Source organism: Clostridium sp. (genome assembly GCF_051656525.1).
GTDB lineage: Bacteria > Bacillota > Clostridia > Clostridiales > Clostridiaceae > Clostridium.
Genome location: NZ_JBOGCC010000300.1, coordinates 1 through 12914 on the forward strand (window position 1 = coordinate 1; position 12914 = coordinate 12914).

The 12914-nt window shown below is 26.4% G+C and carries 11 protein-coding genes; 9 read left to right on the plus strand and 2 right to left on the minus strand.

Annotated elements, in window-relative coordinates:
- The 9 genes from ACRDDY_RS15095 to ACRDDY_RS15135 all read left to right on the plus strand — a co-directional run.
- Window positions 1-1160, plus strand: a 1160-nt coding sequence (locus ACRDDY_RS15095; protein WP_438565767.1) for a dTDP-glucose 4,6-dehydratase, incomplete at its 5' end; no start/stop codon positions are given.
- A 22-nt stretch (window positions 1161-1182) separates the two neighbouring features.
- Complete coding sequence (locus ACRDDY_RS15100; protein ID WP_438565768.1) at window positions 1183-2610, plus strand: oligosaccharide flippase family protein; 1428 nt, start codon at window positions 1183-1185, stop codon at window positions 2608-2610.
- A gap of 876 nt (window positions 2611-3486) precedes the next feature.
- Window positions 3487-4677 (plus strand): CDP-glycerol glycerophosphotransferase family protein, encoded by a 1191-nt coding sequence (locus ACRDDY_RS15105; protein ID WP_438565769.1) that lies wholly within the window; start codon window positions 3487-3489, stop codon window positions 4675-4677.
- Between the two features lie 54 nt (window positions 4678-4731).
- Entirely contained in the window at window positions 4732-6054 is a 1323-nt protein-coding gene (locus ACRDDY_RS15110) for a Gfo/Idh/MocA family oxidoreductase (protein WP_438565770.1), read from the plus strand.
- A gap of 859 nt (window positions 6055-6913) precedes the next feature.
- On the plus strand, window positions 6914-7534 hold the full coding sequence (locus tag ACRDDY_RS15115) for a UTP--glucose-1-phosphate uridylyltransferase (protein ID WP_438565771.1): 621 nt from the start codon (window positions 6914-6916) through the stop codon (window positions 7532-7534).
- 54 nt (window positions 7535-7588) lie between these two features.
- A complete protein-coding gene (locus tag ACRDDY_RS15120; RefSeq protein ID WP_438565772.1) occupies window positions 7589-7783 on the plus strand; it encodes a hypothetical protein in 195 nt (64 codons plus the stop codon).
- 460 nt (window positions 7784-8243) lie between these two features.
- Window positions 8244-9536 carry an ABC transporter substrate-binding protein gene (locus ACRDDY_RS15125; RefSeq protein ID WP_438565773.1) on the plus strand — a complete coding sequence of 431 codons (1293 nt, stop codon included), beginning with the start codon at window positions 8244-8246 and terminating at the stop codon, window positions 9534-9536.
- 8 nt (window positions 9537-9544) lie between these two features.
- Window positions 9545-10420 (plus strand): carbohydrate ABC transporter permease, encoded by an 876-nt coding sequence (locus tag ACRDDY_RS15130; protein ID WP_438565774.1) that lies wholly within the window; start codon window positions 9545-9547, stop codon window positions 10418-10420.
- Window positions 10420-11235 carry a carbohydrate ABC transporter permease gene (locus tag ACRDDY_RS15135; protein WP_438565775.1) on the plus strand — a complete coding sequence of 272 codons (816 nt, stop codon included), beginning with the start codon at window positions 10420-10422 and terminating at the stop codon, window positions 11233-11235. The genes ACRDDY_RS15130 and ACRDDY_RS15135 overlap by 1 nt, the downstream gene beginning before the upstream one ends.
- 118 nt (window positions 11236-11353) lie before the next feature.
- On the opposite strand, the gene ACRDDY_RS15140 is transcribed toward ACRDDY_RS15135, so the two are convergent.
- A complete protein-coding gene (locus ACRDDY_RS15140) occupies window positions 11354-12703 on the minus strand; it encodes a Na+/H+ antiporter NhaC family protein (RefSeq protein WP_438565776.1) in 1350 nt (449 codons plus the stop codon).
- A gap of 24 nt (window positions 12704-12727) precedes the next feature.
- A partial coding sequence (locus ACRDDY_RS15145; RefSeq protein ID WP_438565777.1) for a PLP-dependent transferase occupies window positions 12728-12914 on the minus strand: 187 nt, incomplete at its 5' end.

The following is a 12914-nucleotide window of genomic DNA, read 5'->3' on the forward strand; positions in this document are numbered from 1 at the left end:
TTGGTGCAAACTTTGTTAAATATATGTTAGAAAAGCATGAAGATATAAAGTTAGTTGTACTGGATAAGCTGACTTATGCTGGAAACCTTGGAACAATAAGAGAGGAGTTAAAAGACTCTAGAGTATCTTTTGTTAAAGGAGATATTTGTAATAGAGAACTAGTTGAAAATATATTTATGCAACATGATATAGATTTTATTGTAAACTTTGCAGCAGAGAGCCATGTAGATAGAAGTATTGAAAATCCTCAGATTTTCTTAGAGACAAATATACTTGGAACACAAAATCTAATGGAAGTTGCTAAAACTTTCTGGACAGTTGGTAAAGATAGTAATGGATATCCAATCTATAAAGAGGGAAAAAAATTCCATCATGTTTCAACAGATGAAGTTTATGGAAGTTTAAGTAAAGACTTTGATATTCCAAGAGAGTTAATTTTAGATTCAGCAGTTGCTGCAATTGCAACTGGAAGAACTAATCTTCAAACTTATGGAGAAAAGATGTTTACAGAAAGTACTCCACTAGATCCAAGAAGTCCATATTCAGCATCTAAAACATCATCGGATATGATAGTTATGGCTTATGGAGAAACATATAAGTTTCCATTTAACATAACAAGATGTAGCAATAATTATGGACCGTATCACTTCCCAGAGAAGTTAATTCCACTAATTATTAAAAATATCTTAGCGGGGAAGAAACTTCCTGTATATGGAAAGGGAGATAATGTTAGAGACTGGTTATATGTAATGGATCACTGTAAAGGTATTGATATGGTTATATCTAATGCTAAGGCACACGAGATATATAATATTGGTGGATTCAATGAGGAGCAAAACATTAATATAGTAAAACTTACTATAGATACAATAGCTAGAATTATGAAAGAGGAGCCTAAATATCAGGCTGTTTTAACTACTGATTTAGTTAATATTAATTATGATTTAATAACTTACGTACAAGATAGATTAGGGCATGATGCAAGATATGCTATTGATCCAACTAAGATAGTAACTGAACTTGGATGGTATCCTGAAACACCATTTACAGAAGGAATAGAAAAAACTATTAGATGGTATTTAGATAATCAAGGATGGGTAGAGGAAGTAGCATCTGGAGATTATCAAAAATATTATGAAGAGATGTATAATAGCAGATAAATAAAATAAAAAAGGAAAGATAATGGAGAATTTTTTTAAAAAAACAGGAGTTGTTTTTTTTATAAAAGTGTTAGGTTTAATTATAGCATTTTTATTTCAATTTTTATTAACTAATAATTTATCTCCAACTTCATATGGAGAGTACACACTTTTTTTAACATATGTAAATATGTTGACTATTTTTTCGTTAATTGGATTAGATAATTCTCTAATAAAAGAAATACCGCTTGTAAAAAGAGCTTATGGTGAAAAAATATTATTATTATTTTTAAAGATAATAACATTTTCTACAGTAATGATTAGTTTAATTTTTTATATTTTTTTTAAAGAAAAATATAAATCAATATTTCTAATATGTGTTGCAAGCGGTATTTTTATTAAAAGTTTAATAACGTTATTAGATTCATATTTTCAGGGAAAAGGTAAAATTATTGAAGTTAATTTATATTCAGTTTTATTAAATAATATTTTAAAAGTTGGATTATTTATTTTACTAAAAAAATATGAACTATATGGAGCTTTTTTTAGTTATTTTATAAGTGAAATATTATGTTTATTTTTAAGAAGTATAAAATTAAATATAAAAATTCAAAATAAATTAAAATTATTAAAAAATGATAAAATTAAACTAATAAAGTATGGAGTAACATTTACATTGATAACTAGTATAGGTATTTTGAATCAAAATTCGGATAAATTAATTTTGGAACATTATTTAAATTTAGAGGCTGTAGCGATTTATAAAGTAAATCAGAATTACTTGTCTTTATTAGGAATTTTTGTTTCTCCATTTTTAGCATTTTGGCCAATAATTTCTAAATTATATAAGCAGAATAAAATAAAAGAAATAGAAGATACTTTTTCAAATATTGTTAAATTAATTTTAATTTTAGTTATTCCGTCGTTTGTATTAATTTATTTTAGAAGTGCTGATTTACTTGGTTTATTTGGAGAAGAATATTCTAAATATAGCTTAATATTAATTTTATTATCATTGGGAGCCTTAATTGATACTTCTGCAGGGCCAATTGGAGCAGTTCTAACAATGACAAAATATCAAAAGATTACATTATTCAATTCAATAATTTGTTTGTTATTTAATATAGTTTTTAGTTTAGCTTTAGTTAAAAAATATGGTATTTTGGGAGTTGCTTTTAGCACAACTTTTTCAATAATTTTAAATAATATAATTTCAATAGTAAGTAATAAAATATTATTAAATATTATGCCATATAAATTGAAAATATTAAGGAATGCATTACTAAATTTAGTAATACTATTTTCAATTCAAAAACTTTATATAAATAAAATATTTTTTGAAAATGTAATAATTGATTTATTAATAAATCTATTTTTATTAGGTTTTTGTAGCATTATGATTAATTTTATTTTATATTTTAAAATTATTAAAAATATATTTAAAGAAAAAAATAAAATAAAAATTTTCTAAAAAGTTAAAAGAAAAAGTGGAAATAAATGAAAGTGGTATTAGAGTAAGTTCATAGAATTGTGATATGATAATTGTGAATAGAGAGCACATCTAAATAATAAAAATATGAAAAGTAGTAATAAATGTCTAAAAAGTTAAGTTTACAGGTGAAGAAAAAATATTTTTTGTTTTAAAATTTAGAGAACTAAATATGTTTCTATTAGTATTTTGTAGATTGTATAATGTTAAAATATGAACTTTCAGCCGAAGATGTTTTAAAAGATAATAGAAGTATCAGAAAGGATGGCGCGCAGTTTTCCAATGAACAGATTCTAAAAAAGAAACAAAGCGTTAGAAGATGGAAAATAGGAGGTTAAAAGAGGAAGTCGTATAAAAAATAGATTACATTTAAAATTTTTAGCTATTAAAAAGGTAATTATAGAGAATAACTATTTGATAAAGTTTCTTTACAAGATATAGAAACTAAATAGAAGTTCATACTATAAATGATTGAATAGGATTTTTTCAGTTTATGAATATTAATTGTAGAATGAATAAAAAAAATAATATAAAAATAATATGTAGATTAATAAAAGAAGAATTAAAAATTTCATCTATAATAAGGTGGAAAAAACAGATATATTAAGAGTTTTGTAGAATATAAAGCAGAAAATATTCTAATTTAATAGAATTAGAAGCTGATATATGTGATTATATAAAATTTTACAATGAAGACAAGTTATAAAAAATCTAAGAGAACCTAAGCCCCTTAACATATAGAAAAAATAATAAGCAAAAAAATATTTAATAATTAAGTTGAGTACTTGATGGGGTGGGGTACAGATTAAAAAGATTATACAAACAAATCACAAAATAATAAAATAGAGGTGTATTTAATTGCAATTAAAAGAAGTTTTAAAAAAACAATGGAACTTTCTTATAAAAAAAGTTCAAAGATTTATAAAAAAAGATAAAGGAATAATAGTTATAGGAAGCTGGTTCGGAAAAAGATATTCAGATAATTCTAGGTATCTATTTGAGTATTTAAGCTCTAATAAAGAGAAATATAATTTAAAAAAAGTTATTTGGATAACAGAAAATAAAAGTTTATTCCAAGAGTTAAGAAATAAGGATCAAGAAGTTTATATGAAATATACTATAAAATCAATATGGTATCATTTTAAAGCTAAATATCATATTATTGATCAATCGGTAAATGATATTTTTGGGAAATTATCATCAGGAGATAAAACAACAAAAATAAATCTTTGGCACGGTATTCCCTTAAAGAAAATAGGTAAATATATAGAGAATTATAAAAAAACAGAGACTTTTTTAGGAGAATGGAATAAACAAAAAGTATTAGTTTGTTCTAAATTTGGAGAAAGTTTAATTGGAGATGCTTTTGAAGTTGATAAAAATGATTGTCTATATGGAATGTATCCAAGAAATAATTTTTTGATATCTAAAGAAATGAATCTTTTGAAAGAAGAAGAAAAAATTATGAATATTTTAAAAAAAAAAATAAAAAATAGAAAGAAAATAATATTTTATTTACCTACATTTAGAGATAAAAAACAAATAATATTTTTAGGAGAAAGTAATAAAAAAAAATTGGAATACTTTTTTAAATTTTTAGAAAGTAACAACTATTTTTTAGTTACAAAACTACATTTTGCAGGAACAGATATAATGTATAGAGAAAAAGATTTTGTTAATTTAGATGAAAAAAAAAATAATTATTTAAATATTCCAAGTGATATGGATATATACCCATTCTTAAAAAAAACAGATATTTTAATAACTGACTATTCTTCAATATATTTTGATTTCTTGTATTTGAATAGAGATATAATTTTTTATCCTTATGATTTAGAGTATTATAGAAATGAAGATAGAGGTTTATTTCTAGATTATGAAGAAAATACTCCAGGAGATAAGGTCTATAATATAGATGAATTAATTGAAAATTTAAAAGAAAAATTAAATACAAGAGATAAATACGAAGCTAGAAGAGTGGACTTATTAAAAAAATGTTTTGAAGAATACACAATAGAAGATACTGTTAAAAATATTTTGAAGAGATAATGAAATCTCTTATTTTGTGAAAATATAAAATTAGATAAAAGGGAAGGATTTTGAATGAAGAGAATATTAACTTATGGAACTTTCGATTTATTTCATCAAGGACATTATAATATTATAAAGAGAGCAAAAGAACAGGGGGATTATTTAGTAGTTGGAGTAACAACTGAAAATTATGATAAATCTAGAGGGAAACTTAATGTTCAAGACTCTTTGATGAAAAGAATAGAAGCAGTAAAAAATACAGGATTGGCTGACGAGATAATAATTGAAGAATTTGAAGGTCAAAAAATACAAGATATTTTAAAGTATGATATAGATAAATTTGTAATTGGTTCTGATTGGAAGGGGAAATTTGATTACTTAAAAGAATACTGTGATGTAATATATTTAGATAGAACAAAAGGTATTTCAAGTACGGAATTAAGGGCAGAGAAAAATAAAATTATAAAAATTGGTGTAATTGGTTGTGGAAGAATAGCTCATAGGTTTATACCAGAAAGTAAATATGTAAGTGGAATTAATGTTGAAGGTGTATTTTCAATAGAGAAAACTGAAGCTAAAAATTTTAAAGAAAAGTTTGAATTAGAATTTGAAGAAACTAATTATAATAATTTTTTAGAAAAAATAGATGCAGTTTACATTGCCTCTCCTCATAGAACTCATTATGATTATGCTAAAAAGGCTTTAGAAAATGGAAAGCATGTATTATGTGAGAAGCCAATAACCTTGAAGACAGAAAAAGCTAAAGAATTATATGAAATAGCAGAAAAAAATGGATTAGTTTTATTAGAAGCTATAAAAACTGCTTTTTCCCCAGGATTTATATATATGCTAAATATTGCTAAATCAGGAGTAATTGGAGAAATAAAAGATGTTGATGCAACATTTACAAAATTATCTTCTGGAAACATAAGAGAGTTAGATAAAAATCAAGATGGAGGAAGTATTACGGAACTTGGAACATATCCTTTGGTTGCAATAGTTAAGTTACTAGGAAAACCAGAAGATTTAAAATTTTATTCATATAAAAAAAATGAAGTAGATTTATACACAAGAATAATTTTAGAATATCCAAATGCAATAGCAAGTGCGAAGGTAGGTTTAGGAGTAAAGTCGGAAGGGGAATTAATAATATCTGGTACAAAGGGATATATTTATATACCAGCTCCTTGGTGGAAAACAGAATATTTTGAAGTTAGATTTGAAAATCAATCATTTAATAAAAAATATTTTTATAAGTTTGAAGGCGATGGATTAAGATATGAGATTGCAGAGTTGTTAGAAATGATAAATAATAATAAACAAACATCATATAAATTAACCCCTAAAGAAAGTTTGATAATTTGTGAAATAATAGAAAAATTTAGAAGTTTATAAAAAAGAATTATATTATGCTCTTTTAGTAAAGTGAAATTTAAGTCGAAGGACATAAAAAAAGAAAGGATTTAATTAAATATTTGTGTAAAATTTTAAATTAGAGTAATATTAAATTATCTAACTTGGAAGTTTTTTATGACAAAAAATATGTCTGAAGAGGAAAAATAAAGAAGAATTAAAGTGAGAGAATTTTTGAAATAAAATCCTATTTTTAATCCTGATAATCTTAATTCTTTTTTTAGATGTGGTGAAAGTTATAACATAAGAGTGGAACTAAAAGAAAAGTTAGGATATACTAAAAATAACTATCATAATAAAATTCTAATAATTCACGACTATAGCTCTAAGAAGCGCTAAAGTAACACTAGTAAAATTGAAGTTAATATTTCTTTATGATCGAAATGACGAATATGAGTCTTAAGTTATCAAAAAATATCAAAATATAATATAATAGAATAAGACTTAGAATCTAAAATAATTTTAAAGATATAATTACTAGTTGTATTGAATTTTATTGTGTATTGCAGCTTTTTTTAGGTTCTTTCCAAGGGTAGTTAATACGTGATATAGCAATTTTTAATTTGTAACGTTTTTCGCTAAAAATTATAAAAGAATTATTATATTTAATATTGCAGTTAGAATCTTTTTATCCATAAAAATTCCATTCCATTTAGAAAATTATTACTAATCTAATAGATTGGAAAATTTTGCTAGAGAACTCTGTAAATTTTTGTGAGAGGAGGTGCTTGATTTTTCAAAAAATATTATAATAAAAGTAGGTATTAAATTATAAGGAGATGATCACTTTGATAACTCTTTTGAGCTAGAAAATACATTGGCTTTTCATGGAAAGGATGAGTTGTTACAAAAAGTAGAAATTATACATGGAATGGCTAACATATATTATATTAGCCAAAATCATCCATTAGGACTTGGATATGCAATACTAAAAGCAAAAAGTTTTGTAGGAAATGATCCATTTATTATAGCTCTTGGAGATGACATTATGTATAGTTCAGAGAAAGAGGTAACTGCGCAACTTATAGAGAAATATAATCAGTACGGACACTCTGTAATTGGAGTTCAAGAGGTAGCGCCAGAGGATGTTTCAAAATATGGAGTTATAAAGCTAGTGGAGGATTTAGATTCTAAAACTGTAGTAATGTGTAATTTTGTAGAAAAACCAAAGTTAGAAGTAGCGCCATCACTAAAAGCTTGTTTAGGGAGATATCTATTAACTGCAGATGTATTCCAATACTTAGAAAAAACAGCTCCAGGTGCAGGTGGAGAGATTCAACTTACAGATGGAATTTTAGCTATGATAAATGACAACAAAAAAGTGCTCACATATAATTTTGATGGAATCAGGTATGATATTGGACATAAAATTGGATTATTAAAGGCTAATATTGAGCTTGGACTTCGTAATCCAGAAACAAGTGAAGATCTAAAAGAGTATTTAAAAAGTATAAAAATATAGTTAGAGGTAGAGTATGATGCTCTACCTTTTGACATAAATAAAGGAGATGAGTAAATGAAAAAAGAGAAAGTTTTTAAATTTTTATCCATAGCTATAATGCTTTCTATATTTTGGTTTTCTCATCAAGATGGAAGAGGGGTTACTTTGAGAGATATAGGAATAGATCTTTTAGGAAGTATAAGTGGTATAATAGGGATGAAAACAGTAGGTTATATCAAAAATATAGATTTATATAATAAAAATACTTAAAAATAAGTATAGATAGATGTGGTTACTACTTTATGCACAAAAGTCCATAAAAATGACTCTTTAATTTGAGATTTAAGGCGTTCGTTTGAAATTGACCTAATTAATAGTCATAGAGTTAAAAAACAGTGTATAAGAGTATAAAAAGCTAAATAAGGACATGTTCTAAAAATGTATTACAAATATAGTTTTTTTGTAATACTCTTTATGTTTTATATATAAGGATAGTAGTAGTCAGTCTTTTTTTTATTTTAGAGTATTTTATTTTCATGAATATTTTTTCAACGTTGATTGAGTAAGGTTTTAAATTAACAGGGGGTAGTCGTTAATGTTTTTAACTTAAGTAAATTAATTTATTCAGATTTATTATATATATTTGATTTTTTGTAAATACAGTTCTATAATTGTAAAAAATGTCATTTTTATTTTTTAAGTGACTATTATTAATACTTAGGAGGTTTTTATGAAGAAAAAATTATCAGTTCTTTTTTTAATGGGTCTTGGTTTAGTTGCGTGTGGAACAAAAGAAGAAAAAAATGAAACAGCAAAAGTAGATGAAAATTCTAAAAAAGTATTAACAGTATGGGCTTGGGATAAAAATTTTAATGTTCCTATAATGAAGAAGGCAGCAAAGATATATTCTGAAAAAAATTCAAATATTGAAATAAAAGTAGTTGATAATGGTAGAGATGACATTGAACAAAAAATACATACAAGCTTATCAGCTAATGCTATAAACACTTTACCAGATATTGTTTTGATAGAGGATTATGCAGCACAAAAATTTTTAACATCATATCCAAATTCATTTATGCCATTAAATGATGTTATTGATTATAATGAGTTTGCTAAATATAAAATACCACCTATGACAGTAGAAGATAAAACTTATGGAGTTCCTTTTGATAGTGGAGTAACAGGACTTTTTTATAGAAGAGATTATTTAAAGGAAGCTGGTATTTCAGAGGAGAGATTACAAAATATAACATGGCAAGAGCTTATAGAGATTGGAAAAGAAGTAAAAGCTAAAACAGGAAAACAACTGATGGCTGATATGGCATTACATGATCCTGGAATAATTAGAGTTATGATGCAATCAGCAGGAAGTTGGTATTTTAATGAAAAAGGTGAGGTAGATTTTACAAAGAACGAAGCATTAAAAAATGCTGTTTTAACAGTAAAAGACTTATTTAATTCAGGAGTTGTAAATCAAGCTTCTGGTTGGGGAGAGTGGGTTTCAAACTTTACATCAGGAGACGTAGCAACTATTTCGACAGGTGCATGGATAATAGGAAGTATAAAAACGGAAAATAGTCAAAGTGGGAAATGGGGAGTGGCACCTATTCCAAGGTTAGAAGGTACAAAATCTGTAAATGCATCTAATTTAGGTGGATCTAGTTGGTATATTCTAAATAAAGATAATAAAGAAGTTGCAGCAAAGTTTATGAAATCAGTATTTGCAGAGAATAAAGACTTTTATAATGAGATCTTAACTGAAAGAGGAGCTATAGGAACATTTTTACCTTCTCAAACCACTGCAGCTTACGAAGCACCAGATGTATTTTTTGATAATCAAAAAGTTTACCAAGATTTTTCAAAATGGATGAAAGAGATTCCATCTGTAAATTATGGAGTTTATGTTAGAGAAGCCGATCAAGCTGTAGTTAGCGTTTTAAAGTACATAGTTGAAGGACAGATGAGTGTAGAAGAGGGATTAGAAAAAGCTGAAGCTCAATTAAAATCTCAAATACAGTAGGCGATAATATGTTAAAAAAATTATGGAGAGAAAAGAGAGAAGGCTGGCTATTTATATCTGTTGCATTAATATTATTTCTATTTTTTTCATTATATCCAATAATAGATTCGTTGATTCTTTCTTTTTATACATCTAGAGGTATTGTATATAAATTTAATGGTTTTGGAAATATAAAGAGACTATTTGATGATCAGATGTTTTATACTTCTTTAAAAAATACAATGATATATCTAATTATACAAGTTCCAATAATGTTAGTATTAGCTATTTTTTTAGCTACTTTATTGAATTCAACTAAATTGAAATTTAAAAGTTTTTTTAGAACATGTATTTTTTTACCATGTGTGACATCTTTAGTAGCGTATTCAGTTTTATTTAAAATGATTTTTGCAGAAAAAGGGTTAGTGAACAATATTTTAATGAAAACAGGGGTATTTCAAACAGGAATACCTTGGTTAACAGATCCATTTTGGGCTAAAGTTACAATAATTTTAGCTCTTCTTTGGAGATGGACAGGGTATAATATGATATTTTTCTTGGCTGCACTTCAAAGCATACCAAAAGATATGTATGAAGCAGCAGATATAGATGGAGTAAGTAAAGTTAAACAATTTTTTTATATTACAATACCTCAGTTAAAACCGATACTATTATTCACTACTATTATGTCGACAATAGGAACATTACAACTTTTTGATGAACCGATGAACTTAACTATGGGTGGACCAGCAAATTCCACTATGACAATTTCTCAATATATCTACAATGTATCTTTTGTTTATGCACCTAACTTTGGTTATGCAGCAACAATATCATACACTGTAGTATTGATGATTGCTTTATTATCTTATATACAATTTAAACTTGCTGGAGATGATGCATAATGAAGAAAAAAGTAAAAGTAAGCTCAGTGTTTCAATATCTATTTTTAGGAATTGCTTCATTTTTTTCGATATTTCCATTTTATTGGTTAGTTGTGGGTTCAACTAATAATAACACAGATATTTTAGGTGGAAAATTATCTGTAGGTAAGATGTTTTTTGAAAATTATAATAATTTGATAAAATTTGGTGGTTTTGAAAGAGCTTTTTTTAATACTTTAAAAATAACTATTATATACCTGGTTTTAACACTTCTTATAACATCTTTAGCAGCTTATGGATTTGATAAGTTCAAAAGTGTAAAAACAGAGGTCGTTTATAAAATATTTTTACTTTCTATGATGGTTCCATTTGCAGCAATGATGATACCACTTTTTAGAATAATGGTTAAATTAAGTTTAATAGATAGTTTATTAGCAGTTATACTTCCAGGGTTATCCTCTGTATTTTTAATTTTTTTCTTTAGACAGAGTTTGAAGAGTTTTCCTACTCAAATAATAGAATCTGCGAGAATAGATGGAGCTAGTGAACTAACAATATTTTTTAGAATAGTTTTGCCACCTATGAAACCAACTTTAGCAGCAGCAGCAATTTATGCCTTTATGACTCAGTGGAATAATTATATGTGGCCTTTAATTGTTTTAAGAACAAATGAAAGTAAAACAATAACATTGACATTGTCCTCGATGTCGTCAGCGTATTTTGTAGATTATGGAATGCTTATGTTAGCTATTGTTATAAGTACAATACCTATGATAGTGATATTCTTTAGTATGCAAAAAAGTTTTGTACAAGGAATGACAGGATCATGTAAGTAGGTTGCTTTTTTATAGTAATTTTAATTGTTCTAGCTTGATTGAAATGGAATAAGAGTATAAAAAAGATCAAAGTTCTTAATCAAGAGCTCTGATCTTTTTAATTTTTTAAGTTACAATTTTATATATTTTCTAGAGGAGTATATGGATTTATACTCGGTTTTGCTAAAAATCTTTTATAATATGGTATTGCTATAGAAATTAGAGTGAATACCAATAATATTTGTTGATACCATAGTAACGGAATTACTTCAAATGGTGTTGCTTTACCTTTACAAAACCCAATAAGAATTAGCATTTGAGCTCCATAGGGAATAATTCCTTGAGCGATACATGAAAATATTCCTAAAAGTCCTGCAACTCTTCTTTTGTCAAGTTTATGCTCTTGAGATATTTTTTTAGCTATTGGTCCATTTATGATAATAGCCACAGTATTATTAGCAACAGCTAAATCTGTTAATGCAACTAATAATCCTATACCAAACTCTGCACTTTTTCTTCCTTTTATAAGTTTATTAATTTTATTAAGAATCCATTCTATACCACCAGCTTTAGTAACAAGAGCTGCTAGTCCACCTGTTAGAAGTGATAGTAAAAAGATTTCGTTCATATTAAGGAATCCAATATAAATCTCTTTTGTAAATCCAATTAGAGAAAATGAATTATAATAAATGCCTATCACACCAGAAAGAACTATTCCTCCTGTTAAAACAACAAATACATTAATTCCTGCTAAAGACAATACAAGTACAAAAACATATGGTAGAACTTTTAATAAATTATAATCATAAGTTTGAGCTGCTATAATATCTAGCGGTTTTCCAAAGTATAAAAATAATATAAATGTTAGTATAGCAGCAGGTAGAGCTATTCCAATATTGGCTAAAAATTTATCTTTCATCATACAACCTTGTGTTCTTGTTGCAGAGATTGTTGTATCTGAAATCATAGATAAGTCATCTCCAAACATTGCACCACCCATAACAGCGGCAAGTAATATAGGAAGTGGTATATGTGATTTTGTTGAAAGTTCTATCGCTATTGGAGCTATAGCCACTATAGCACCTACTGATGTCCCTGTTGCTGTTGAAATAAAACTTGTTATTACAAATATTCCCGCTGTTATATAGTGAACTGGAATATATGTTAATCCCAAATTTGCTGTTGATTCAACTCCGCCCATGGCCTTTGAAACTCCTGCAAATGCTCCGGCTAACAAATAGATAACACACATTATAATAATATCTGAATTTCCACACCCTTTAACAAAGGTATCAAATTTTTCATCAATGCTTTCTTTAAAAAGTATAAACGCACAAACAATTCCAGCTATTATAGCTACTGGAGATGGGAGTTGATAAAAAGCCATTTCTGTTCCTTTAATTTCAAAATATAATCCTGTTCCTAAATATACTAAGATAAAAATTATAAACGGAATAAGTCCTTTAAAACTTGCATTGCTTTTAGTCATAATCTCTCCTCTAAAATTGATATATTATAATGTATTTAGTCCATTTCTTAAATCTGTGATTATATCTTCTACATCTTCAAGTCCTACAGAGATTCTAACTAATCCATCAGTGATTCCAGCACTTAATCTCTCCTCTCTTGTGTATGGTGAGTGAGTCATTGAAGCTGGATGTTGAATAAGTGTTTCTGTATCTCCTAAAGAAACTGCTAAA

Coding starts and splice junctions, on each gene's coding strand:
- ACRDDY_RS15100 (WP_438565768.1), top strand. CDS start 1,183: ATGGAGAATTTTTTTAAAAAAACAGGAGTTGTTTTTTTTATAAAAGTG.
- ACRDDY_RS15110 (WP_438565770.1), top strand. CDS start 4,732: ATGAAGAGAATATTAACTTATGGAACTTTCGATTTATTTCATCAAGGA.
- ACRDDY_RS15120 (WP_438565772.1), top strand. CDS start 7,589: ATGAAAAAAGAGAAAGTTTTTAAATTTTTATCCATAGCTATAATGCTT.
- ACRDDY_RS15125 (WP_438565773.1), top strand. CDS start 8,244: ATGAAGAAAAAATTATCAGTTCTTTTTTTAATGGGTCTTGGTTTAGTT.
- ACRDDY_RS15130 (WP_438565774.1), top strand. CDS start 9,545: ATGTTAAAAAAATTATGGAGAGAAAAGAGAGAAGGCTGGCTATTTATA.
- ACRDDY_RS15135 (WP_438565775.1), top strand. CDS start 10,420: ATGAAGAAAAAAGTAAAAGTAAGCTCAGTGTTTCAATATCTATTTTTA.
- ACRDDY_RS15140 (WP_438565776.1), bottom strand. CDS start 12,703: ATGACTAAAAGCAATGCAAGTTTTAAAGGACTTATTCCGTTTATAATT.